The sequence below is a fragment of the Alistipes sp. An66 genome (assembly GCF_002161445.1).
GTDB classification, from domain to species: Bacteria; Bacteroidota; Bacteroidia; order Bacteroidales; family Rikenellaceae; genus Alistipes; species Alistipes cottocaccae.
This window is the reverse complement of record NZ_NFHT01000003.1, coordinates 92,250-115,238: the sequence shown is the minus strand read 5'-3', so window position 1 is coordinate 115,238 and position 22,989 is coordinate 92,250. Positions and strand designations below refer to the sequence as shown.

At 61.7% G+C, this 22,989-nt stretch carries 19 protein-coding genes; 4 read left to right on the top strand and 15 right to left on the bottom strand.

The window, feature by feature from the left end:
* Position 1: 1 nt before the first annotated feature.
* From B5G16_RS03450 to B5G16_RS03435, 4 genes are all read right to left on the bottom strand, one after another.
* The gene (locus B5G16_RS03450; RefSeq protein ID WP_087261132.1) at positions 2 to 2,284 is read right to left on the bottom strand and encodes a TonB-dependent receptor; all 2,283 of its coding nucleotides are present in this window, start codon (positions 2,282 to 2,284) and stop codon (positions 2 to 4) included.
* Between the two features lie 162 nt (positions 2,285 to 2,446).
* Complete coding sequence (locus tag B5G16_RS03445) at positions 2,447 to 3,040, bottom strand: helix-turn-helix transcriptional regulator (RefSeq protein WP_335340987.1); 594 nt, start codon at positions 3,038 to 3,040, stop codon at positions 2,447 to 2,449.
* Positions 3,037 to 3,510 carry a 23S rRNA (pseudouridine(1915)-N(3))-methyltransferase RlmH gene (gene rlmH / locus B5G16_RS03440; RefSeq protein ID WP_087261130.1) on the bottom strand — a complete coding sequence of 158 codons (474 nt, stop codon included), beginning with the start codon at positions 3,508 to 3,510 and terminating at the stop codon, positions 3,037 to 3,039. The genes B5G16_RS03445 and rlmH overlap by 4 nt, the downstream gene beginning before the upstream one ends.
* A gap of 3 nt (positions 3,511 to 3,513) precedes the next feature.
* Positions 3,514 to 4,854 (bottom strand): glycoside hydrolase family 2 TIM barrel-domain containing protein, encoded by a 1,341-nt coding sequence (locus tag B5G16_RS03435; RefSeq protein ID WP_087261128.1) that lies wholly within the window; start codon positions 4,852 to 4,854, stop codon positions 3,514 to 3,516.
* Positions 4,855 to 4,956: 102 nt separating this feature from the next.
* On the opposite strand from B5G16_RS03435, the gene asnS reads away from it, so the two are divergent.
* The 3 genes from asnS to B5G16_RS03420 all read left to right on the top strand — a co-directional run bounded on the left by asnS (position 4,957) and on the right by B5G16_RS03420 (position 8,573).
* Positions 4,957 to 6,345 (top strand): asparagine--tRNA ligase, encoded by a 1,389-nt coding sequence (gene asnS, locus B5G16_RS03430; protein ID WP_087261127.1) that lies wholly within the window; start codon positions 4,957 to 4,959, stop codon positions 6,343 to 6,345.
* Between the two features lie 147 nt (positions 6,346 to 6,492).
* The gene (rpoN, locus tag B5G16_RS03425; protein WP_087261125.1) at positions 6,493 to 7,914 is read left to right on the top strand and encodes an RNA polymerase factor sigma-54; all 1,422 of its coding nucleotides are present in this window, start codon (positions 6,493 to 6,495) and stop codon (positions 7,912 to 7,914) included.
* Between the two features lie 50 nt (positions 7,915 to 7,964).
* Complete coding sequence (locus B5G16_RS03420) at positions 7,965 to 8,573, top strand: hypothetical protein (RefSeq protein ID WP_087261123.1); 609 nt, start codon at positions 7,965 to 7,967, stop codon at positions 8,571 to 8,573.
* An 86-nt stretch (positions 8,574 to 8,659) separates the two neighbouring features.
* On the opposite strand, the gene B5G16_RS03415 is transcribed toward B5G16_RS03420, so the two are convergent.
* The 11 genes from B5G16_RS03415 to B5G16_RS03375 form a co-directional block, all read right to left on the bottom strand.
* A complete protein-coding gene (locus B5G16_RS03415) occupies positions 8,660 to 10,792 on the bottom strand; it encodes a glycoside hydrolase family 97 protein (RefSeq protein WP_087261122.1) in 2,133 nt (710 codons plus the stop codon).
* A 119-nt stretch (positions 10,793 to 10,911) separates the two neighbouring features.
* A complete protein-coding gene (gdhA, locus tag B5G16_RS03410) occupies positions 10,912 to 12,267 on the bottom strand; it encodes an NADP-specific glutamate dehydrogenase (protein WP_087261120.1) in 1,356 nt (451 codons plus the stop codon).
* 305 nt (positions 12,268 to 12,572) lie between these two features.
* Entirely contained in the window at positions 12,573 to 13,169 is a 597-nt protein-coding gene (locus tag B5G16_RS03405) for a DUF4923 family protein (protein WP_087261117.1), read from the bottom strand.
* Between the two features lie 52 nt (positions 13,170 to 13,221).
* Complete coding sequence (locus B5G16_RS03400) at positions 13,222 to 15,147, bottom strand: NAD(+) synthase (RefSeq protein WP_087261115.1); 1,926 nt, start codon at positions 15,145 to 15,147, stop codon at positions 13,222 to 13,224.
* Between the two features lie 82 nt (positions 15,148 to 15,229).
* On the bottom strand, positions 15,230 to 16,447 hold the full coding sequence (gene pepT, locus B5G16_RS03395) for a peptidase T (protein WP_087261113.1): 1,218 nt from the start codon (positions 16,445 to 16,447) through the stop codon (positions 15,230 to 15,232).
* 14 nt (positions 16,448 to 16,461) lie between these two features.
* Entirely contained in the window at positions 16,462 to 16,851 is a 390-nt protein-coding gene (locus B5G16_RS12510) for a hypothetical protein (RefSeq protein WP_162612012.1), read from the bottom strand.
* A 136-nt stretch (positions 16,852 to 16,987) separates the two neighbouring features.
* On the bottom strand, positions 16,988 to 17,173 hold the full coding sequence (locus B5G16_RS12505; RefSeq protein ID WP_143260815.1) for a hypothetical protein: 186 nt from the start codon (positions 17,171 to 17,173) through the stop codon (positions 16,988 to 16,990).
* Between the two features lie 18 nt (positions 17,174 to 17,191).
* Positions 17,192 to 19,195, bottom strand: coding sequence for an OPT family oligopeptide transporter (locus B5G16_RS03390; RefSeq protein WP_087261111.1), 2,004 nt, complete (start codon positions 19,193 to 19,195; stop codon positions 17,192 to 17,194).
* Positions 19,196 to 19,301: 106 nt separating this feature from the next.
* Positions 19,302 to 19,628, bottom strand: a complete 327-nt coding sequence (locus B5G16_RS03385) for a nucleoside triphosphate pyrophosphohydrolase family protein (protein ID WP_087261109.1) — start codon at positions 19,626 to 19,628, stop codon at positions 19,302 to 19,304.
* Positions 19,629 to 19,754: 126 nt separating this feature from the next.
* Entirely contained in the window at positions 19,755 to 21,014 is a 1,260-nt protein-coding gene (locus B5G16_RS03380; protein ID WP_087261106.1) for a UDP-N-acetylmuramoyl-tripeptide--D-alanyl-D-alanine ligase, read from the bottom strand.
* Positions 20,995 to 22,068 carry a mannose-1-phosphate guanylyltransferase gene (locus tag B5G16_RS03375; protein ID WP_204227994.1) on the bottom strand — a complete coding sequence of 358 codons (1,074 nt, stop codon included), beginning with the start codon at positions 22,066 to 22,068 and terminating at the stop codon, positions 20,995 to 20,997. The genes B5G16_RS03380 and B5G16_RS03375 overlap by 20 nt, the downstream gene beginning before the upstream one ends.
* Positions 22,069 to 22,223: 155 nt before the next feature.
* On the opposite strand from B5G16_RS03375, the gene pssA reads away from it, so the two are divergent.
* Positions 22,224 to 22,937, top strand: a complete 714-nt coding sequence (gene pssA, locus B5G16_RS03370; protein ID WP_087261102.1) for a CDP-diacylglycerol--serine O-phosphatidyltransferase — start codon at positions 22,224 to 22,226, stop codon at positions 22,935 to 22,937.
* Positions 22,938 to 22,989 lie beyond the last annotated feature (52 nt).

The window sequence follows — 22,989 nt, the reverse complement described above, 5'->3', positions numbered from 1 at the left end:
TTCAATCGATATTTAGGGTTAATATAAGGCCGAAGGTCCGGGGACGCCCGCGCTGGACGAACTCATTGCCGATCGACTTGAAATAGAATACGTTGTAGCTTGTGTCCGTGAGGTTGCGCCCCCATACGCCGAGCGACCAGCGGCGGTGTTCGAGCCGGATGGTGGCATTCATGAGGGCGTAGAAGGGCTCCGTGAGGGTGTTCTCCTCGTTCCATTGGATGGGACCCGCGCCCTGCACCCCGGCCTGCACGACCACGTCGCCCAGCCACGCCACGCCCGTCGGGCGGCTCCACGTCGCCGCGGCCGAGAAGGTGTGTTCCGGGGCGTATGGAACGCGCATCCCGGCGTAATCCTCGTTGCCGCTGCGGTAGCGCACGAAGCGGGCGTCGGTGTATCCGTAGCTGACGTTCAGGTCGAGGTCCCGCCACGGCGAGGCTTGCAGCGAGAGTTCGGCGCCGCGGCTGCGCGTGCGGCCCGCGTTGGCCATCATGCGGCCGGTGGTCTGCCCCTCGGGGAAGACGGTCAGCTGCTGGTCGCGGACCTCGATCCAGAAGAGCGCGAAGTCGCCCCGTATGTCCCCTTCCAGACACGAGAAGTGACCCCCGAATTCGAAGTTCCAGCTGTATTCCGGACGGTAGGACATCCGGTCGGGATCCTCCTCGGAGGCCGTTCCCGAGATCATCATCGTCTGCATCTTCTCCTGCAAGAGGTCCGAGAACATCTGTGTGTTGAAGCCTCCGGCCTTGTAGCCCCGCGCAACCGACAGGTAGAGGTTGCGCGTCGGGTCGAAGGCGTACATCACCGAGAGCTTCGGCAGCACTTCCAGATAGGAGTGCGCAAGGTCGCCCGTGTCGTCGATCGCAATCTGCCGCGGCGACGGGGTGCTGCCGTTGACGCTCACCTCGTAGTCCAGATTCGTGCGGCTGCGGTAGCGGAGCTGCGTGCGTTCGAAATCGGCGCGTACTCCGGCGGTCAGGTGCCAGCGCCCCAGCGTCAGGCGCGATTCGTGGTAGAGCGCCGCGCCCCACGCCGGCATGCGGAACTCCGACGCGAGCGGCAGTTCGTCGGCGTCGATCGTGTAGCGGAGCAGGTCGGGCATGCGGTTGGCGTTGTCGAGGATCAGCCGCTCGATGCCCGTGCGCTTGAAGGTCACCGGAGCGTCCATCCGCTGGTGGCGGTAGAAGCCGAAGGCTCCGAAGAGCCATCCGTAGCGCTCCGCACCCCGCGAGCGGAAGACCAGATCTTCGGTCAGGGCGTGTTCGCGCACGGCCTGCCGCAGCGTGAAGTAGGAGAGCGGCGTGAAGTCCTGGTCGAGCGTCATCGCGTCGTCCGTGTACTGGTAGCTGGTGATCGACGAGATGCTGTACCGTGCGGCGTCGCGGCGTACGGTGAGTCCGTCGCTGATCGACGTGCGGAGGTAGGAGCAGGGGTCGTTGTAGGCGATTTGCCCGGGGCGGAGGATCGTGGTGCCCTCGTCGTCGAGGAGCCCCTCGCCCGCATAGGCGTAAGGATAGCCCCCCTGATCGAGCCGCGAAACCGACAGCGTGTTGTCCAGCCGCAGCCCCCGGCCGTTGTCCCACTGCATCTTCCAGCGACCGCCGGCCTGCCACTCCCGGTCGCAGGTCCGGTGCGTGTATTCGTTCTCGAAGAAGCCGTCCGTGCGGGTGTAGAAGCCCGTGACGGCCATGCCGAGTCCGGGCGCCAGCCGGTAGTAGGTGGAGGCCCGGGCCCGCAGCGTGTTGCCGCTGCCGTATTCGACCAGCGCCCGCACCCCTTCGTACGTGAGCGGCGAGAGCGTGTAGACGTTCACCACGCCGCCCATCGTGTTGCGCCCGTAGAGCGTCGACTGCGGGCCCCGCAGCACCTCGATGCGTTCGATGTCGGCCAGTTCCGTGTCGAAGCCGTTCTTGTTGAGCAGCGGCACGTTGTCGACGTTCAGCCCGATGACCGGCTGGTCGATCCGTGCCCCGAGCCCCCGCACGTAGATCGACGAGGTCATGCGCGAACCGTAGTCCGGAGCGTGGAAGTTGGGTACCGTGAGCGAGATCTCCTTCAAGGCGGTGATCCCGCCGCGCGCGACGGCCCGGAGGCCGAGGATCGACGACGCCACGGCCGTCGACCGCAGCACCGGCCCCTGCTTGATGGCCGTCACCTGCACGCGGTCGACCGCGATCGTCGTGTCGGCGCGCTCGGCCTCCGGACCGTCTGCTGCCGCGGCCCGATACGACGGCAGGAGGCCCGCCGTGAGGATCAGAACGTTTGTGAGGAGTCTTCGAAACTGCATGGTACGTCCGGAATCTCGTGTTCCGCCTGCAAAGTAACGCTTTTATTCCGGATGTTGCAATCCTAATTTATGAGGAGGAGCGCCGAAAAAGGATGGCGGGACGGGTGGCAGGGCACCTCCGGCATCCGATTCCGGCCCGGGGTCCGGGTACGGCGGGCCTCCTTACATTTCGTCGGCGTCGACCAGCCCTGCCCGGAGGGCATAGACCGCCAGCCCCGCCACGGAGCGGATGCCGAGCTTTTCGGCAATGTTGCGGCGGTGGGAGATGACCGTCGTCAGGCCGATGCCCAGCCGGTCGGCGATCTCCTTGTTGATCAGCCCGCGGGCCACGAGCGCCAGCACCTCCGTCTCGCGTTCCGAGAGGGGCGATGCCGCGGCCGGGCGTTCGGGCTGGGCCTGTTCGGGGAGCGTGTGTTCGGGGCGCCGCACCTGTTGCTGCATGCGCACCAGCGCGTGGACGAACTCCTCCTCGCCGGTGCGGATGTCGAGGCAGTGCATCCCTTCGACGGGGCGGCTGCCGGTCAGCACGATCGTGCGGTGGCGGCGTTCGCGGAAGAAGGCCGCATGGGACGTGAAGAGCGGTGCGGCGACGAAGCAGTGGATGAACCGGTCGGGGCCCGCTTCGAGGTATTCGGGGACGCTCCGGAAGAGCTCCACGGCGGCCTGCGGAACCACCTTTTCGAGGATCGAACGCAGACCCGCTCCCATGAGGATGTCGGGCGTCAGGACGGCTATCGCAGGAATCGGCGGCATCATTCGTGGTGGTAGGGTTCGTTGTTCAGGATCGTGAAGGCGCGGTAGATCTGTTCGGCGAAGATCGCCCGCACGATCTGGTGCGAGAAGGTCATGCGCGAGAGCGACAGCTTGGCATCGGCCCGGGCGTAGACCTCCTCCGAGAAGCCGTAGGGACCGCCGATCACCAGCACGAGGCGTTTCACGCCGCTGTTCATGCGTTTCTGCAACCACAGCGCGAACTCCACCGAGCGGAACTCCGTGCCCCGCTCGTCGAGCAGCGTCACGCAGTCGCCTTCCGAGAGTTGGCGCAGGATCGCCTCGCCTTCCAGCGCACGCTGCTGTTTGGCGCTCAAACTCTTCGTGTTGCGGACATCGGGAAGGGTCGTCACGGCGAAGCGGCAGTAGCGGTTCACCCGCCGGGCGTAAAGCTCGACCAGCGAGGCGATCTCCTGCGAATCGGTCTTGCCGATGACGATCAGTTCGATGTTCATGTCTCAAAGGTCGCTGTTCCACTCGCCGTCGGCGTCGGCGTAGATCACCGGACGCGACCGCTCCACCGATTTGAGCCACTGATAGGCCTTGTACATGTTGTATCCGTTGCCCGAGGGCGAGCCCAGCTCGTAGGCCACCACGCAGGTGAAGTTCCGCGAACGGTAGTACATCGACTTCACCCGTTCGAGGTACTCGTCGGCCAGCGACGGGTCGTTCGACGGCGTGCCGCCCACGCGGCGGTCGTCGCGTCGCTCCGGGGCCGAAATCGCCGCGCGGTCGATCACGTAGAGCCCCAGTTCGTCGCACAGCCCGTAGAACCACGCCGGTTGCGGGTGGCTCGGGCAGATCGTATTCTTGCCTTTGGATTTCAGGGCTTTCAGCTCCGAGAGCGTCGTCTTCGGATCCGCGGCGGCGTCATACTCCGCCCGGACGAGTTGCAGCTCCTTGCCCAGACGCATCAGGCGCCCGTCGACGAGCTCCGTCTTCCCGAAGCCGATCTTCATCGGCATGTACTCCTTGTAGACGCCGTTGCGCCGCGTGAAGAGCATCACGCTGTAAAGCGGCGGATTCTTGCTTCCGGCCTCCCACTTGTTCGCATAGGTGCCGTAGATGAAGGGGCTGTAACGGACCGTGTCGGTCGAGCGTCCGGGGATGGTGATCTCCGTCATGTTGAAGTCGAGGAGCTTGCCCTGCGGCGAATAGATGTCGTAGCCCACGGTCACCGGCTCGTCGTAGTTGTAGGCGTTGCAGGCGATGATTTTCAGGTCGAGCATCCCGAAGTCGCGCCCCAGCGTGTCGGGAACCAGCGCGATCTCGAAGTCGGCGATCGACCGTTTGTTCTGATAATAGAGGTAGCTGCCGTCGAAGATCTCCCGCGCGGCGGGTTCGGCGTCGATCGGCTGCCGGCGCGAGCGCAGCAGCACCCGGAAGTTGTTGACCCCCTCGCGGATGTAGGGCGAGAGGTCGAACTCCGCGGGGGTCAGCGGGTCGTTGACCTCGGCGACGGGCTGGTCGTTGAGCCACAGCGAATAGGGCGCTCCCGTGTTTTCGAGGTGCAGGAAGACCCGTCCGTCGGTCCAGGCGAAGGGAATCTCGATCTTGGCGCCGTAGAAGGCCGCGATGTCGCCGTCGGACTCGATGATCAGCTCCGGGCGGAAGGCCTTCCAGTATCCGCCGGCTTCGCGGTTGCGGGCGTCGGCGTCGTGGCGGGCGTCGTAGGGGATGACTTCCGTGCGGTAGATGCGTCCGCCCCGCTCGGGCAGCGGAACCGGTGTGCGCTCCTCCTGGGCCGCGGCCGCCAGCGTGCAGGCTGCCAGGGCAGCCGTCCATATCGTTCGTTTCATCGTATGCTGGGATATATATCTCGGACAAAGGTACTTTTTTTTTGCCAAATCGCAAATTATGGCTAACTTTGTCAATTCGGAAAAATGTGTGAACTGAAAGCTATGAAAACGCAGAGAATCGCAGAAATCCTGAAATCGGGTGTCGTGGATACCGACATCGTCGTCAAAGGCTGGGTGCGCACCAAGCGCGGAAACAAGAATGTGGCGTTCATCGCCCTGAACGACGGATCGTGCGTGAACAACATACAGGTGGTGGTCGACCTGGCCAAAATCGCCGAAGAGACGCTCAAACCCATCACCACGGGGGCCTGCATCCGCGTCGACGGACGGCTCGTCGCCTCGCCCGGCGCCGGCCAGGGCGTCGAGGTCCAGGCCGAACGGATCGAAATCTACGGCACGGCCGATCCCGAGAGCTATCCGCTGCAAAAGAAGGGCCATTCGCTGGAATTCCTGCGCGACATCGCCTACCTGCGTCCCCGGACCAACACGTTCGGCGCCGTGCTGCGCATCCGTCACGCCATGGCCTACGCCATCCACGAGTATTTCAACAACCACGGATTCTACTACTTCCATACGCCGATCATCACCGCTTCGGACTGCGAAGGCGCCGGGGCGATGTTCCAGGTCACGACCCTCGACCTGAACAACCTGCCCAAAACCGAGGACGGAAAGATCGACTATACGCAGGACTTCTTCGGCAAGTCGTGCAACCTGACCGTCTCGGGGCAGCTCGAAGGCGAACTGGGCGCCCTCTCGCTGGGCCGCATCTACACCTTCGGCCCGACGTTCCGCGCCGAGAATTCGAACACCCCGCGCCATGCGTCGGAGTTCTGGATGATCGAGCCCGAAGCTGCGTTCTACGATCTGGAAGACAACATGGAGCTGGCCGAGGACTTCCTGAAATACCTCATCCAGTATGCGCTGGACCACTGCATGGAGGATCTCGAATTCATGAACAAGATGTGGGACAAGGGGCTGCTCGATCGGCTCCGCTTCGTGCTGCACAACGATTTCAAGCGACTCGACTATACCGAAGGCATCGAGATCCTCAAAGCCTCGGGCCGCAAGTTCGAGTTCCCCTGCGACTGGGGCTGCGACCTGCAATCGGAGCATGAGCGCTACCTCGTCGAGGAGCACTTCAAGCGCCCGGTGATCCTGATCAACTACCCGAAGGAGATCAAGGCCTTCTACATGAAGCAGAACGACGACGGCAAGACCGTGCGCGCCATGGACGTGCTCTTTCCCGGTATCGGCGAGATCATCGGCGGTTCGGAGCGCGAGGCCGACTACGAGAAACTCAACCGCCGCGTCAAGGAGCTCGGCATGAACGAGCGCGAGCTGTGGTGGTATCTCGATACGCGCCGCTGGGGGTCGGCACCCCACTCGGGATTCGGACTGGGATTCGACCGTCTGCTGCTGTTCGTCACCGGCCTGACGAACATCCGCGACGTGCAGCCCTTCCCGCGTACGCCGCTGCACGCCGATTTTTAACCGTTTGCGAGCCATGACACCGGACGGAGGGGGGGAGCTTCCGCCGCCCGGTGCCGAGCTTTTCGGGGTGCTGACCCGAATCCGCGAGACCCGGACCCGAAAATGAAGAAACCAAATGAGAAGCTGATTTCTTAATTTGGATTCAATATGGCAATCAATCAGAAACAGGTACTTTCGCTTCAACAGAAGCTCTCTCCGCAGCAGATTCAGATGATCAAGCTGTTGGAGCTACCCACCGTGCAGCTCGAACAGCGCATCAAACAGGAGATCGAGGACAACATCGTCCTGGAAGAGGAGGAGCGTGCGCCCGAAGAGGAGGAACAGCCCCAGCAGATCTCCGTCGACGAGTATCTGCGCGAGGACGACACCCCCTCGTACAAGAGCCGCATCAACAACTTCTCGAAGGATGACAAGCAGCGTCCGGTCTATCTGACCGAGGGGCGGTCGTTGCAGGAGTATCTGGTCGAGCAGCTCGGTTACCGGAACCTCTCGGAACGGGAGATGCGGCTGGCGGTCTACCTCGTCGGGAGCATCGATGAGGATGGCTACCTGCGCCGCGATCTGGAATCCGTGGCCGACGACATCGCCTTCACGATCGGACTCGAAACCTCGGCCGGGGAGCTGGAACGGATCCTCGGGGTCATCCACGAACTCGAACCCGCCGGAATCGGGGCCCGCGACCTGCGGGAGTGCCTGCTGTTGCAGATGGAGCAGCTGCCGCTCAACACGCGGGCGCGGCGTTTGGCACGCAAAATCCTCACGAACTACTTCGACGAGTTCGTCAAGAAGCACTACGAGAAACTCATGGCGCGGCTGCAAGTCTCGGAGGAGGACTTCCGCGAGGCGATCGCCGAGATCCGGCGCCTGTCGCCCAAACCCGGCAATCTCTATGCCGAGGGAGGCACGGATACCACGCCCTACATCATCCCGGACTTCATCCTCGATTATCAGGACGGACGTTTCAACCTCTCGCTGAACTCCTACAACGTGCCCGAGGTGCGGGTCAACCGCCGTTACGTGGAGATGATCCGCGACATGGTGGGCGCCGACGGTAAGGTCAAGGAGCAGGACCGCGAGGCGCTCCAATTCGTGAAGAGCAAGATCGACTCCGCGAAGTGGTTCATCTCGGCCATCAAACAGCGTCACGACACGCTGATGCGCACGATGCAGACCATTCTGGACTACCAGCAGGAGTACTTCAAGGACGGCGACCGCTCGAAGCTCCGGCCGATGATCCTCAAGGATATTGCCGACCGCACGGGGCTCGACGTCTCGACGATCTCGCGCGTGGTCAACAGCAAGTACGTGCAGACGCAGTTCGGGATCATCCTGCTCAAATCGCTCTTCTCGGAGGCCATGCAGACCGATTCGGGCGAGGAGGTGTCGAGCTACGAGATCAAGAACATCCTCCAACAGTGCATCGACGAGGAGGACAAGCGCCGTCCGCTGACCGACGAAACCCTGATGGACATCCTCAATTCGAAGGGCTATCGCATCGCCCGGCGTACGGTGGCCAAATACCGCGAAATGCTCGGCATCCCCGTGGCGCGGCTGCGCAAGCAGATCTGATCCCGCGCCGGTTGCGGGCGGAGCCGTTCCCCGATTAACCCATGAATACGATGAATTTCCGGAAAATTGCCAATACGCTCTCCTGGGTCCTGCACCCGTTCCTGCTGCCCGTCTATCTGATGGCGCTCCTGCTCACGATGACCACCTTCGCGCTCTACTCCACGAACGTGAAGCTCTATTTCATGTGGGTCGTGGCGCTCTATGCGATCATCATCCCCTTCCTGACGCTCGGCATCCTGCGGTCGCTGGGCCGCATCTCCGACTTCCGGGTCGACGACCGCCGCGAACGCCTGCTGCCCCTGCTGATCGGCACGGTCTGCTATGTGCTCTGCGCCCTCACCTTCGCGAAGATCCCCTCGGCGATCTTCCTGCGCAAGTTCATGGTTGCGGCGGCCTGCTGCGAGGCGATGTGCTTCGTGGTGTCGCTGCGGTGGAAGATCAGCCTCCACCTGACCGGCATGGGGGCCATCGTGGCGCTGCTCGTGGTGATGAATGTCGTCGGCGTGGGGAACATGCTCATCCCGCTCGCCGCGGCGATTCTTTGTGCCGGGGCGCTGGCATCGGCCCGGCTCTATCTGGGGTGTCACAATCCCCGTCAGATTGCCGCGGGCTTCTTCGGCGGATTCTGCGTGTCGCTGCTGGCCGTGCTGTTCCTCTAACAACGGACTCCCGCCGGAGAGATGGAATTCACCCCTGCCGCAATCCATGCGGCAGGGGTGAATTTTTCAAAGCAGGATTTCCGGACCTATTTCAGCCTCCGCAGCCTGCGGTCCTCCGGGGCGGTCTCCCGCAGCGAAATGGCGAAACCGCCCCCGCGGGCCATCCATACCGACAACCGGCTCCGGGCATCGACCCGCCCGCTGCGGATCCGGTAGGATTCGGGATTCGTCGCGTAGTCGGCGTCCGGGGCGTCGGCGTAGAGCGTCGCCACATACTCCCGTCCGGGATCCAGAAAGTCGAACGCAAGCTCCATCGTGCGGGCCTCCTCGTTGGTCACGCCGCCCACGAACCACTCGCTGCGCCCTTTGGCCCTGCGCGCCGCCACGATGTAGGCGCCCGGTTCGGCTGCCAGATAGCGGCTGTCGTCCCAGTCGACGGCCACATCCTTGATGAATTGGAAGGCGTCCATGTATTTCTCGTAGTGCTCCGGAAGGTCGGCGGCCATTTGCAGCGGCGAATACATCGTCACGTAGAGCGCCAGCTGGTTGCAGAGCGTCGCGTTGACCTTCGAACGGTTGCCCGGGGCGAAGGTCGAGATGTCCATGCAGAAGATTCCGGGCGTGTAGTCCATCGGGCCGCCCTGCAACCGCGTGAAGGGCAGGATCGTGACGTGGTGGGGGCGTGTTCCGCCGAAGGCCTGGTATTCGGTGCCGCGGGCCGACTCGTTGCCGATCAGGTTGGGATAGGTGCGGCACAGTCCCGTGGGGCGCGTCGCCTCGTGGGCGTTGACCATGATGCGGTATTCGGCCGCCTTCTTCACGGCGTAGAGGTAGTGGTTGTTGCACCACTGCCCGTAGTGATGCTCGCCGTAGGGGAGGATCGGGCCCACGTAGCCGCTCTTCACGGCCGTGTAGCCGTACTCGTTCATCAACCGGTAGGCGCGGTCCATGTGACGCTCGTAGTTGCGCGTCGAGCTCGACGTCTCGTGGTGCATCATCAGCCGGATCCCTTTCCGGTGGGCGTAGTCGTTGAGCATCCGGATGTCGAAGTCCGGGTAGGGCGTCACGAAGTCGAAGACGTAATCCTTCTGGTGCCCGGCCCAGTCCTCCCAGCCGACGTTCCAGCCCTCGACCAGCACCTGGTCGAAGCCGTGTTCGGCCGCGAAGTCGATCACGCGCTTCACGTTTTCGTTGTTCGCGCCGTGGCGGCCGTTGGGCTTGCATTTCGAGAAATCGGTCTTCCCGAGCTGCACCGAGGGCAGCGACGTGTAGGCCCAGGAGCTCTTCCCGGTGATCATCTCCCACCAGACACCCATGTATTTCGCGGGTTTGATCCACGACGTATCCTCGTAGGCGCACGGCTCGTTGAGGTTCAGGATCAGGTTCGAGGCCAGGATGTCGCGGGCGTCGTCGCTCACCATCACCGTGCGCCACGGCGTCACGCACGGCGCTTGCAGATGCCCCTTGTCGCCCCGGGCATCGGGCGTGAGGTGCGAGCGGAAGACGAACGTCCGGTCGTCGAGGTCGAGGTGCATGCACGGGTAGTCGACCAGCGCCGCCTCGTGCAGGTTGATGTAGAGCCCGTCGTCGCTCTTCATTTGCAGCGAGGTCTGCACGCCCGTCGGCGAGAACGGGCCGTCGGGCGTGCCGCTCGTGCGCATGGCCTCGGGCAGCAGGCGCCGGATCTCGGAGAGCTTCGAGACCGTGTATTCGAACTCCTGCGTGTAGTAGTTGCCCGGGATCCAGAAGGCCGTGTGGTCGCCCGTCATGGCGAATTCGGTCCGCTCCTCCCGGAGGGTGAAGTGCCGGAGCCGCGGCTGCTCGGGAAACTCATAGCGCAGTCCGAGCCCGTCGTCGTAGAGCCGGAAGCGCACGATCAGCACGCGGCCCTGCTGTTCGAGCGTGACGGCCAGTTCGTTGTAGTGGTTGCGGATCGTGGCCGTTTCTCCCCATACGGGCTCCCAGGTCTCGTCGAACGAGCTCCGCTCCGCCGAGCGCAGCGTGAATCCGTCCAGCAGCGAGGGGGCGTTTTTGAGCTCGAAGCCCAACCGGCTGGGAAGCACTACCGCGCGGTCCTTGTAGGTGAGGGCGTAGCGCGGAACACCGTCCGCAACGTCGAATGTCAGGGTCAGCAGATGGCCGGGCGAGGTGAGGACCTCCTCCGCGGCGAGCGGTCGCAGAACGAGCAGACCGGCAAGGATGAGCAGCAGTCTCTTCATGAATTTTCGGTTTTTTCGTGTGTCTATGAAACAAAGATACGTTGAAAACCCGTCTCGGAGGGATAAAAAAAACCGGTTTTGGGATAAAACCGGTTTTTTTGCAGAATTTGTGAGGGCGGTTAGACGCAACCCTGGGCGAGCATGGCGTTGGCCACCTTCATGAAGCCGCCGATGTTGGCTCCCACCACGTAGTTGATGTATCCGTCGGGCTCGGTGCCGTACTGCACGCAGACCGAGTGGATGTTCTTCATGATGGATTTCAGCTTGGCGTCGACCTCCTCGGGCGTCCAGGTGATGCGCATCGAGTTCTGGGTCATTTCCAGTCCCGACGTGGCCACACCGCCGGCATTGGCCGCCTTGCCCGGGGCGTAGAGCAGCTTGTGCTGCTGGAAGATCTTGATCGCCTCGGGGGTCGAGGGCATGTTGGCGCCTTCGGCCACGCAGATGCAGCCGTTGTCGACCAGCATCTGGGCCTCGTCGCCGTTCAGCTCGTTCTGCGTGGCGCATGGCATGGCGATGTCGCACTTCACGCTCCACGGACGCGCGCCCGGGTAATACGTGGCCGACGGATAACGATCGGCGTACTCCTTGATGCGGCCGCGGAAGATGTTCTTCAACTCCATGACGTAATCCAGCTTCTCGGGGCTGATGCCTTCGGGATCGTAGATGTAGCCCGACGAGTCGGAGAGCGTTACGACCTTGGCGCCCAGTTCCGTAGCCTTCATGCAGGCGTACTGGGCGACGTTGCCCGAGCCCGAGATGCAGACGGTCTTGCCCTCGAACGAATCGCCGCGCGTGGCGAGCATCTCCTGGGCGAAGTAGCAGGTTCCGTAGCCCGTGGCTTCGGGACGCAGCGGGCTGCCGCCCCAGTCGCGGCCCTTGCCGGTCAGCGTGCCGGTGAACTCGTCGCGCAGCCGCTTGTACTGGCCGAACATGAAGCCGATCTCACGTCCGCCGACACCGATGTCGCCGGCCGGGACGTCGGTATCCTGTCCGATGTGGCGCTGCAACTCGGTCATGAACGACTGGCAGAACTTCATCACCTCGTTGTCCGACTTGCCTTTGGGGTTGAAGTCCGAACCGCCCTTGCCGCCGCCCATGGGCAGGGTGGTGAGGCTGTTCTTGAAGGTCTGCTCGAAGGCCAGGAATTTCAGGATCGAGAGGTTCACCGACGGGTGGAAGCGGATGCCGCCCTTGTAGGGACCGATGGCGCTGTTCATCTGGATGCGGTAGCCGCGGTTGATTTCGATCTCGCCCTTGTCGTTGAGCCACGGCACGCGGAACATGATGACGCGTTCGGGTTCGGCAATGCGGTCGAGTATCTTCATCTTTTGGAGAATCGGGCTGGCGACGATATGGGGAGCCAGCGATTCGGCCACCTCGCGGACGGCCTGATGGAACTCCGGTTCACCCGGATTGCGGGCGATCAGCCGGGCCATGAAATCTTCGACGTACTGTCGGGCTTGTTCGTTCATAGCGATTCGTTTTTAGAGGTTTTTGTGATGGCTTTCTGGCCTTAAAATTAATATATTCATCGCTATTTTGCAAGTTCTTTAAGAATTTCGTAAAATATTTTACTTTGATGCCTGCCCCGTTTGCTTACGGTCCGGGGCTCTGTTCGTCCCGCTACTGAAAATCCGTAATGAAAAATGACGGATTCGCCGTGAATCCGTCATGGAAATTTTTTTGAAATTTTTTTGAAAAATTTTTCCTGCTTTCGCCCGGATCGCCTCCGAAACCTCCCGATCCGCTTTCGGAATCCTTCCTGCGGGCCTTCCGTTTACTTCGAAAATGCGAACCCGAGGTAGACGTTCTCGTATTTTTTGAGCAGTGAGGCAACCGTGGCGAGCGAGGAGACCTTGCTGCCGAGTTCGGTGGCGAACTCCACGAGTTTCGTCACCGGGAAGACCAGCAGCAGGTCCGAGCCGCTGACATAGGCATGGCCGTCGACCGATCCCAGGTTGAGATTGCCCTTGGCGAAGCGGAGCGTGATGACGTGCGTTGCGGCATCGTACTCGTAGTTGCCCGATAGTTCGTGCTTCCCCAGCAGGGCCGTGAAGGTATTGTCCGCCTGTTCGAAGGTGAAGCTGCCCGCCCCGGACTCGATGCCGGCCAGTGCGTAGGCCTTTTCGAGCTGCTGCACGACGGTCGATTCAAGGGCTGCGCCGCCGAGTTCCGAGACCATATCCTCGCCTTCGAACTTCACACCCGGACCCGTGTAGTTCCAGGTTCCCGTCAGGGCGTACTGGGTCAGTTTGCCGTCGGTGGCCTCGTCGACGGCCGTGGTGGCGATTTTTTTCAGGGCATCTTTCCAGTCCTGGGCCGCGGCCGTGGTTGCAAGGAGCAGCAGGGCCGCCGGAAGAAGGAGTTTTTTCATCGTATTCGGTTTTAGTGCCGGGGGCGGCGTTCGGTTGCCGTGCCCGGGCGTGTCATAACGTGTCGAGTTCGCGGAGCCAGACCGCCGCCGAGGCGTCGGAGGGCATCCGCCAGTCGCCGCGCGGCGAGAGGGCCACCGATCCGACCTTCGGGCCGTCGGGCATGGCCGAACGCTTGAACTGCTGCGTGAAGAACCGCCGGAAGAAGGTCCGCAGCCATTTGAGGATCGTCTCGCGGTTGTAACTCCCCTCGAAGGCCACCTCGGCCAGCAGCAGGATCTTCTCCGGGCCGTAGCCCAGCCGCAGGAAGTTGTAGAGGAAGAAGTCGTGGAGTTCGTAGGGGCCCACGAGGTCCTCGGTTTTCTGGGCGATCTTCCCTTCGGCATCGGCCGGCAGGAGCTCGGGGCTTACCGGCGTGTCGATGATGTCGAGCAGCGTGGCCCGCGTCGCGGGGTCGCTCTCCGTGTCGGCGGCCCACTTCACGAGGTGGCGCACCAGCGTCTTCGGCACCGAGGCGTTGACGCCGTACATCGACATCTGGTCGCCGTTGTAGGTGGCCCAGCCGAGGGCCAGCTCCGAGAGGTCGCCCGTGCCGACCACCAGTCCGCCCTCCATGTTGGCTATGTCCATGAGGATCTGTGTCCGTTCGCGGGCCTGGGCGTTCTCGTAGGCGGCCGAACGCTCCGACGGATCGAGCCCGATGTCGCGAAAGTGTTGCAGGCAGGCCTCGCGGATCGGGATCTCGCGCACCGTGACGCCCAGTCCGCGCATCAGTTCCAGAGCGTTGCGGTAGGTGCGGTCGGTGGTCCCGAATCCGGGCATCGTGATGCCGAGGATCCCGGCGCGGTCGAGCCGCAGCAGGTCGAACGTGCGGACCGTCACGAGCAGCGCCAGCGTCGAGTCCAGACCGCCCGAGATGCCGATCACGGCCTTTTCGCTCCGCGTGTGGAGAAGCCGCCGGGCCAGTCCGTGCGACTGGATGCGGAAGATCTCCTCGCAGCGTTCGTGGCGGTCGCCCTCCTCCTTCGGGACGAACGGCATCGGGTCGATGTCGCGTTCCGGTACGGCGGCCCGCAGCCCTTCGGGGATCTCCATTTCGATGACGGTGTTCTCCGAGGAGCTCTCCCGCTGGCGGAACGAGGTGTTGCGGCGGCGTTCGAATTCCAGCCGCTGGATGTCCACGTCGGCGACGACGAGCTGTTCGTCGGTCGAGAAGCGTTCGGCTTCGCGCAGGATCGTGCCGTTTTCGGCGATCAGGCCGTTTCCGGCGAAGACCAGGTCCGTCGAGGACTCGCCGAGGCCTGCCGAGGCGTAGACGTAGGCCGAGAGCGTGCGGGCCGACTGCTGGGCGACGAGTTGCCGCAGGTAGTCGTGCTTGCCGGCCAGTTCGGGCGAGGCCGAGAGGTTGAAGATCACCTTTGCGCCGTTCAGCGCCAGCTGCGACGAGGGCGGGATCGGAGCCCAGAGGTCCTCGCAGATCTCCACGCCGAACTCCGCGCCGTTGACGGCGAAGGTGAGGTCGGCCCCGAAATCGGCCTGCTGTCCCGCGACGTCGATCCGCTCTTCCGAGATCCCGGCGCCCGATGCGAACCAGCGGCCCTCGTAGAACTCTCCGTAGTCGGGGATGTAGCTCTTCGGGACGACGCCGAGGATCTTTCCCTGGGTCATCACTACGGCGCAGTTGTAGAGCGACGCTCCGTGGCGCAGCGGCGCCCCGGCGATCAGAGCCAGCGGGAGCTTGCGCGTGTCGCGGGCCAGGCGTGCGAGGGCCTCGTCGGCGGCATCGAGCAGCGTGGGCTGCAACACGAGGTCGCCGCACGTGTAGGCCGTCGTGCCCAGTTCGGGGAATACGACGATCTCCACGCCCCGGCGTGCCGCCTCTTCGGCCAGTGCGGCCATGCGTTCCGTATTGTAGGTGCAGTCGCCGACCCGCAGGGCGGGAATCGCCGCCGCGACTTTCAGAAATCCGAAATTGTCCATCTTTTCACATGTTTATGCCCCTCCCGGGGGCTTTTCTCGCTTTTCGCTCCTTTGCCCCGGCAACGAACCGCTCCGCCGCAGCCTATTCGGCCCAGAGCTGCGCCAGGTTCAGGATCACCTGCTGGGCCTTGCGCATGGTGGTGAGTGAGCAGTACTCGAACTTGCCGTGGAAGTTCATGCCGCCGGTGAAGAGGTTCGGGCACGGCAGCCCCATGAACGAGAGCCGCGCGCCGTCCGTGCCGCCGCGGATCGGCCGCACGAGGGGCTTCACCCCGGCCATCTCCATGGCCCGCAGCGCCTTGTCGATCACCTGCGGATGGGGTTCGACCATCTTGCGCATGTTGAAGTACTGGTCCTTGACCGTGAGCGTCAGCACGTCGCTGCCGTATTTCTGTTTCAGCAGGTCCACGCAGGCCCACATGAAGACCTTTTTCTTCTCGAAGCGCTCGGCGTCGTGGTCGCGGATGATGTAGCTCACCGTGGCCCGCTCGACTGTGCCGTTCACGCCGACGCAGTGGTAGAATCCCTCATATCCCTCGGTGAACTGCGGGCGTTCAGCCGCCGGGAGCAGCGTCTGCAACTCGCACGCCACGTCGATGGCGTTGATCATCTTGCCCTTGGCATAGCCCGGGTGGACGTTGCGGCCCTGAATCTCGATCTTCGCGCTCGCGGCGTTGAAGTTCTCGTATTCGAGTTCGCCCTCCATGCCGCCGTCGACCGTGTAGGCGAAGTCCGCCCCGAAGGCCCGCACGTCGAAGAAGTCGACGCCGCGCCCCACCTCCTCGTCGGGCGTGAAGCCGATGCGGATCTTGCCGTGCTTGATCTCCGGGTGGGCCATCAGGTATTCGGCGGCGGTCATGATCTCCGCCACGCCGGCCTTGTCGTCGGCTCCGAGCAGCGTCGTGCCGTCGGTGTGGATCAGCGTGTGTCCCTTGAAGAAGGCCAGCTCCGGGAAATCCTCGACGCGCATCGTCAGGTGTCCGTTCAGCACCAGGTCGCCGCCGTCGTACTCCTCGACGATGCGGGGCTTGACATCCTTGCCGCTCATGTCGGGCGAGGTGTCCACGTGGGCGATGAAGCCGATCACCGGGGCCTGCTCATATCCCTTCGAGGCGGGCACCGTGCCCATCACGTAGCCGTACTGGTCCATCGATACCTCGGTCATGCCGAGCGTCAGCATCTCGTCGCGCAGGGCTTCGAGCAGCACCTTCTGTTTCTCGGTCGAGGGGAACGTGGTGCTCTCCTCCGACGACTGGGTGTCGTAGGAGACATATTTCAGAAAACGTTCTTTGAGATCCATATGTTGATGTATGCTTATTTCCGAGAAATGGTTATTCGATAATATGTATCAATATTATCGTAATATTTGCTTTTAATTTTTTGCTCTTTTAAAACAATCTTAGTTGTTTGACTTTCCCAACTATTCTCATTTATTGGCTTATTTCCAACAATGTTAGAAATATACTCTGTTAAAATATTTTTATTGTTGACCCCATTAAGAATTGCATTATCGAACGAGGGCTCAATCAAAAAAGATATTGAAGTTAATTTATCATTCTTGAATTGTGGCTGAGTATCAAAAATAATACAAAACTCTTGTTTACTTTGGAATGTATTGGTGCTATATCTTGTTTCACGAACAGGAATGGTATTGGAAGATCGAAACCAAAACATACAATAAATATTGTTATCCCAGATATTCATTTTCCCAGTTTCTTTATAATTTTTAATCAACTTTTTATATTCAGATCGAGACATCCCAAGGTAAAAGTTGCAGATTGAGAATTTGAAATCTGTATTTTTATTTTTATTAACGCTTTTGGTTGAGTCTTGCAGTAATTTATATACTGTAATCTCTGTTTTTAAATGTTCTATCTCTTTTTTTTAGCAGTTCACATTCGTTTGAATATCTTTTATTTTCATTTTGCAGATCTTTATTTTTAGCTCCTAAATTTATGTTATTAGCAAACAATACGATCACTAATATAGAAAGACCTATTAGAAAAATTATATAAGTTTTTTTCATCTTTTTTCTCAATTAGTTTTACTCCTCCTTTTTTGCGCGGAGCGTATGCCAGGCGAAGTAGCCGATCAGCACCAGATACATCACCAGTCCGGTCCATTCGGCGGCGTTCGAGGCGGCCCAGTCTGCGAGGAACCAGTCCACCTCGCAGAATTTCAGGATTGCGCTCACCACGCCCATCAGCGCACCGCCGGCGATGAAGCCCGACGCAATCAGCGTACCGCGGTCGAAACGCGCCTTGTTCAGCGCCTCGTCCTTCGAGCGCGTCGAGACGAACCATGCGACCAGTCCACCGACCACCAGCGGGGCGTTCAGCTCCATCGGGATGAACATGCCGAGTGCAAAGGCCAGCGCCGGAACGCCGATGGCCGTCAGCACCAACGCCAGCGCCGCACCGCAGAAGTAGAGCATCCAGGGGGTCTGGCCGCCGGTCATCAGCGGCTGGATCACCGCCGCCATGGCGTTGGCCTGCGGAGCGACGAGCGCCCCCTCGCCGACGAACCCGAACGACTTGTTGAGGATGATCATCACGCCGGCCACCGTAGCCGCCGAGACGAACGTTCCGAGGAATTTCCACGCCTCCTGTTTTTTGGGCGTCGTGCCGAGCCAGTATCCGATTTTGAGGTCGGTGACGAAGCCGCCGGCCATCGAGAGCGCCGTGCAGACCACGCCGCCGATGATCAGCGCCGCCGTCATGCCTGTCGTGCCGCTCAATCCGACGCTTACCAGCACCAGCGACGAGAGGATCAGCGTCATGAGCGTCATGCCCGAAACGGGGTTCGTGCCCACGATGGCGATGGCGTTGGCGGCCACCGTCGTGAAGAGGAACGCGATGACGAAGACGATCAGGATTGCCGTCACGGACTGTACCCAGCCGTCGAGCAGCCCGAAGTGGAAGAAGACGAAGATCGAGATGAGCGTGGCGATCAGGATCGAGAGGATGCGCTTCATCGGGATGTCGCGCTGCGTGCGCTCGGTGGTTACGGCGGCCGATTTCCCGGCTCCGAACTCCGAGACGGCCAGGCCTACGGCCTGACGGATGATCTTCGACTGCCGCACGATGCCGATGATGCCGGCCATGGCGATGCCGCCGATGCCGATCGGCTTGCCGATGTAGGCGAAGAGGTTCTCGGCCGTGAAGAGCGACGAGGGGTCGGCCAGGAGCTTTTCATTCGTGACGCCCAGCAGCGATCCCATCGCGGCGGGGTCGATCGCTTCGGCCAGCGAACCCACCACCGGGACGATGACGAACCACACGAGGCACGATCCGGCCGTGATGATCAGGGCGTATTTCAGTCCGACGATGTAGCCCAGTCCGAGTACGGCGGCCGAGGTGTTGAGTCCGAAGACGACCTTGAACTTGTCGGCGGCAACCTGCCCCCACATGCAGATGCGCGTCGAGACGGCATCGGTCCACAGGCCGAAGGTTCCGACCACGAAGTCGTACACGCCGCCGATCAGTCCTGCGACGGCCAGCAGCTTGGCCTGATTGCCGCCCTTCTCGCCCGAGACGAGCACCTCGGTCGTGGCCGTAGCCTCGGGGAAGGGGTACTTGCCGTGCATCTCCTTGACGAAGTACTTGCGGAAGGGGATCAGCAGCACGATGCCTAACAGCCCGCCGAACAGCGACGAGAGGAAGACCTGCCAGAAGGCGGCGTCCAGCCCGAGGATGTAGAGGGCCGGGAGGGTGAAGATCGCGCCGGCGACGATCACGCCCGACGAGGCGCCGATCGACTGGATGATGACGTTCTGCCCGAGCATGTTCTTCTTGCCCAGCACGGATCCCATGCCCACGGCGATGATGGCGATCGGGATGGCGGCTTCGAAGACCTGTCCGACCTTGAGTCCGAGGAAGGCGGCTGCGGCCGAGAAGATCACGGCCATGACGATGCCCATCGTGACCGAATAGGGCGTCACCTCTTTCGGCGATGACGAAGCCGGCATCACGGGTGTGTACTCCTCGCCGGGTTTGAGTTCGCGGTAGGCGTTTTCGGGAAGCGAAGTTCGGGTCTGTTCCTGTTTCATGAATCGGTTGTTTTTTAGGGAGTGTTGCCCGTGCGGCGAGTCCGGCCGGGCTCCGGATCCGGAGATCCTGCTCCTCGATTGTCAATTTTCAATTCTCGATCGCGGGCTATCGGTTGTCGCCGCTGCCGGAGATCAGGTGGCGCTGCATGCGCGAGCGGAGTTTGTCGACGTTCATCCGGGCCACCTCTTCGAGTTCGTATCCCAGGTCGCGCGAGAGCGTGGCGCAGTACCACAGCACGTCGCCGATCTCCTTGACGATTTCGAGTTTCTTCTCGTCGGTGAACTCCTTGTTGGCGTCGCGGATCACCTTTTTGACCTTGTCGGCCACTTCGCCGGCTTCGCCCGTGAGTCCGAGCGTGGGGTAGATGATCCGGCTGTCATCGGGATAGATGGCCGTTTCGAGCGCATGCTGCTGGTATTCGTTCAGTGTCATGGGATATGATGGTTACGATTTATTGAGGGCAAAAATAACAAAATTATCGGAAAAACACACGAAAAAGGCCCGGCACCTGCGTGCCGGACCCTCTTTTCGTGTCGATCCCCGGGGCTTCCGCCCGCCTTACAGCAGGTCGAGGACCTTTTCCAGACCGATGCCGTGCGAACCCTTGACCAGCACCAGCGCATGCTCCACCGGGGTCGCCTGCAACAGGTGCCGCAGCTCCTCCTGCGAAGGGCAGAGCATCGTCCGTGCCGGTTTGTCCGCAAGTGCCGCGTAGGCTGCGGCGAACTCCCCGCCCACGAGAATCAGCTCCGCGCCGGGGATTCGGGCCGCCTGTTCGATCACCGTCTCGTGCTCCGACTGCGACCAGTCGCCCAGTTCGAGCATGTCGCCCAGAATCAGCACCCGGTGCTGTTGTTCGTCCAGCGGCTCGGACGCGATGTTTTCGAGCGCCGCGCGCATGCTCGTCGGATTGGCGTTGTAACAGTCGGCGATCACCGTGTTGTGCGGCGTTACGATGCGTTGCGAGCGGAAATTGTCGGGGGTATAGCTTGCTACGGCACGCCGGATCGCGTCGTCCGGCACCTCGAAGTAACGTCCGATGGCGACCGCCGCCGCGATGTTGAAGCGGTTGTAACCCCCTTCGAGCCGGTTTTCGATGCCGTCGGCCAGCGACGAGGGGTAGTATTCCACGGCCAGCGGCTCGCGCTCGGCAGCCATCGTCGCCAGCGTGTCGTCGTCCGCACGGACGAAGGCCCGGCCGCCGTGGACCGCCAGAAAGTCGAACAGTTCGCCCTTGCCCCGCAATACGCCTTCGGGACCCCCGAAGCCTTCGAGGTGGGCCCGTCCGATGTTGGTCAGCAGTCCGTAGTCGGGTTCGGCGATCTCCGCCAGCCGGGCGATTTCGCCGCAGGCGCTTGCGCCCATCTCCACAATCCCGAACTCCGTCTCGGACGTCATGGCGAGCAGCGTCAGCGGCACGCCGATGTGGTTGTTCAGGTTGCCGTGCGTGGCGTAGACCTCGAAACGCTCCGCCAGCACGCGGCTTACGAGTTCCTTGGTCGTGGTCTTGCCGCTGCTGCCCGAGATGGCGAGGATCGGGATCCCCAGCGCGCGGCGATGCTCCCGTGCCAGCTCCTGCAAGGCCGTCAGCGTGTCGTCGACCAGCAGGATGCGGGCATCCGACGCCGCAATCGCGGCATCGTCGCTGACGGCCGCCACGGCGCCTTTCGCCAGCGCGTCGGGGATGAAGCGGTTGCCGTCGAAATTGGCGCCCCGCAGGGCGAAGAAGATGGCTCCCGGTTCAAGCTTCCGGGTGTCGGTCGAGACGTGCGGATGCGCACGGAAGAGTTCGTAGAGTTCAGATGTGCTTGTCGCCATTGTGGAATTTTACTTCGTCGATGAATTTCTTGATGTTCTGCTCCTCGGAGCGGGGGCAGATCATCAGCACGTCGTCCGTGTCGACGACGATGTACTCTTTCAGCCCGCTGATGACCGCGATTTTGTCTTTCGGCAGCGAGACGATCGACGACCGCGTGTCGTAGAGGTAGCAGCCCTCTTCGGGTACGGCGTTGGCGTAGCGGTCCTTGCGCGAGTGCTGGTAGACCGAGCCCCACGTCCCGACGTCGCTCCATCCGAACTCCCCGCAGCGCACGTAGACGTTGTCGGCCTTCTCCATGATGCCGTAGTCGATCGAGATGGCGCGGCACTCCGAGAAGGCGATCTCCACGACGTTGCGTTCGGCGTCGGTTCCCTCGGCGCGCATCACGCCGCTGAACAGCGCGTGGTGTTCGGGGAGGTATTTCTCGAAGGCTTCGATGATCGAGCGCACCTTCCAGATGAAGATGCCCGAATTCCAGAAGAATTCGCCCGATTGGAGGAATACCTGGGCCAGTTCGAGGTCGGGCTTCTCGGTGAAGCACTTCACCTTGCTGATGGGCTGCGAGTCGGAGACCTGGATGTATCCGTAGCCCGTGTCGGGGCGGGTGGGCTTGATGCCCACGGTCATCAGCGCGTCGTGCTCGGCGGCGAAGTCGAGGCATTCGGCGATGATCGAGCGGAAGTCCTCTTCGTTGAGGATCAGGTGGTCCGACGGGGTGACGATCATCTCGGCGTCGGGATTGGCCTTCATCAGCGTGTAGGCTGCATAGGCGATGCACGGGGCCGTGTTGCGTCCGACGGGTTCGCACAGCACCTGCCGTTCGTCGAGCTCCGGGAGGTGTTCCAGCACGAGCTGCCGGTATTTGTCGTTCGTCACCACGAGGAAATTCTCCGCCGGGACGATCTTTGCAAAGCGTTCGTAGGTGTGGCGGATGAAGGATTTTCCCGTTCCGAGGATGTCGAGGAACTGTTTGGGCATCGACTGCCGGCTCTTGGGCCAGAAACGGGTCCCGATGCCGCCCGCCATGATGACACAATATTTATTGCTCGCCATAAGTTATTATATGGAGTTAACTTCGACAAAGATAAAAATATTTTAGTAACTTTGCCGCCTGTCGGAAGTTAAATTTCGTCCGGGCATCGAAAATCCGGGGGTTCGTGCGCGCACCCTTCGTGACGTCTGCCGGGATGATGAAAACCATACGGGCCATGAAAATCAGATTCTTCACCATTCCCAATCTGTTGACGCTCTCGAACCTGCTGTGCGGCACCTTCGCGGCGCTTTCGGCGCTGGTCTACGGCAACCTCGAATGGGCCTTCTGGTTCGTGGTGCTGGCTGCCGTCTTCGACTTTTTCGACGGTTTTGCGGCGCGCCTGCTCCATCAGAATTCCCCCATCGGCGTGCAGCTCGATTCATTGGCCGACATGATCTCTTTCGGCTTCGTCCCCGCGGCGGTGGTCTACGTCATGACCACCCGTTCGATGGGTGAGGAGCAGTTCCTGCTGCACTGCGTCTATGCCTTCGTCAGCTTCGCCATGGCGGCCTTCTCGGCGCTGCGTCTGGCGAAGTTCAACATCGACGAGTCGCAGCACGAGGAGTTTTGCGGACTGCCCACCCCGGCCAATGCGCTCTTCTTCGTCTCGCTGGGTATGATCTCCGCACGGACGGGCTTCGATTTCGGCGGGCAGATGCTCATCTGGATCGTGCCGGCCATGGCCTGGCTGCTGATCTCCCCCGTGCGGATGTTCTCGCTCAAATTCCGCGGCTTCGGCTGGCGCGGAAACGCCATCCGCTACCTCTTTCTGACCTTGTGCGTGGTGATGATCGCCGTGCTTCGGCTCTACTCCATTCCGGCCATCGTCATCCTTTACATCCTCATTTCGGCGATCCGCTGGGGCCTCCGCCGGAATTCAAACGACTGAAAGAAAGCCGGATTTGCATAATTAAAAAATTTTAATTACCTTTGCCGCGGAT

What these genes read in the sequence shown, in the direction of transcription:
- B5G16_RS03450 (WP_087261132.1), bottom strand. Translation starts at nt 2,284, where the DNA reads ATGCAGTTTCGAAGACTCCTCACAAACGTTCTGATCCTCACGGCGGGC.
- B5G16_RS03445 (WP_335340987.1), bottom strand. Translation starts at nt 3,040, where the DNA reads ATGATGCCGCCGATTCCTGCGATAGCCGTCCTGACGCCCGACATCCTC.
- rlmH (WP_087261130.1), bottom strand. Translation starts at nt 3,510, where the DNA reads ATGAACATCGAACTGATCGTCATCGGCAAGACCGATTCGCAGGAGATC.
- B5G16_RS03435 (WP_087261128.1), bottom strand. Translation starts at nt 4,854, where the DNA reads ATGAAACGAACGATATGGACGGCTGCCCTGGCAGCCTGCACGCTGGCG.
- asnS (WP_087261127.1), top strand. Translation starts at nt 4,957, where the DNA reads ATGAAAACGCAGAGAATCGCAGAAATCCTGAAATCGGGTGTCGTGGAT.
- rpoN (WP_087261125.1), top strand. Translation starts at nt 6,493, where the DNA reads ATGGCAATCAATCAGAAACAGGTACTTTCGCTTCAACAGAAGCTCTCT.
- B5G16_RS03420 (WP_087261123.1), top strand. Translation starts at nt 7,965, where the DNA reads ATGAATTTCCGGAAAATTGCCAATACGCTCTCCTGGGTCCTGCACCCG.
- B5G16_RS03415 (WP_087261122.1), bottom strand. Translation starts at nt 10,792, where the DNA reads ATGAAGAGACTGCTGCTCATCCTTGCCGGTCTGCTCGTTCTGCGACCG.
- gdhA (WP_087261120.1), bottom strand. Translation starts at nt 12,267, where the DNA reads ATGAACGAACAAGCCCGACAGTACGTCGAAGATTTCATGGCCCGGCTG.
- B5G16_RS03405 (WP_087261117.1), bottom strand. Translation starts at nt 13,169, where the DNA reads ATGAAAAAACTCCTTCTTCCGGCGGCCCTGCTGCTCCTTGCAACCACG.
- B5G16_RS03400 (WP_087261115.1), bottom strand. Translation starts at nt 15,147, where the DNA reads ATGGACAATTTCGGATTTCTGAAAGTCGCGGCGGCGATTCCCGCCCTG.
- pepT (WP_087261113.1), bottom strand. Translation starts at nt 16,447, where the DNA reads ATGGATCTCAAAGAACGTTTTCTGAAATATGTCTCCTACGACACCCAG.
- B5G16_RS12510 (WP_162612012.1), bottom strand. Translation starts at nt 16,851, where the DNA reads ATGAATATCTGGGATAACAATATTTATTGTATGTTTTGGTTTCGATCT.
- B5G16_RS12505 (WP_143260815.1), bottom strand. Translation starts at nt 17,173, where the DNA reads ATGAAAAAAACTTATATAATTTTTCTAATAGGTCTTTCTATATTAGTG.
- B5G16_RS03390 (WP_087261111.1), bottom strand. Translation starts at nt 19,195, where the DNA reads ATGAAACAGGAACAGACCCGAACTTCGCTTCCCGAAAACGCCTACCGC.
- B5G16_RS03385 (WP_087261109.1), bottom strand. Translation starts at nt 19,628, where the DNA reads ATGACACTGAACGAATACCAGCAGCATGCGCTCGAAACGGCCATCTAT.
- B5G16_RS03380 (WP_087261106.1), bottom strand. Translation starts at nt 21,014, where the DNA reads ATGGCGACAAGCACATCTGAACTCTACGAACTCTTCCGTGCGCATCCG.
- B5G16_RS03375 (WP_204227994.1), bottom strand. Translation starts at nt 22,068, where the DNA reads ATGGCGAGCAATAAATATTGTGTCATCATGGCGGGCGGCATCGGGACC.
- pssA (WP_087261102.1), top strand. Translation starts at nt 22,224, where the DNA reads ATGAAAATCAGATTCTTCACCATTCCCAATCTGTTGACGCTCTCGAAC.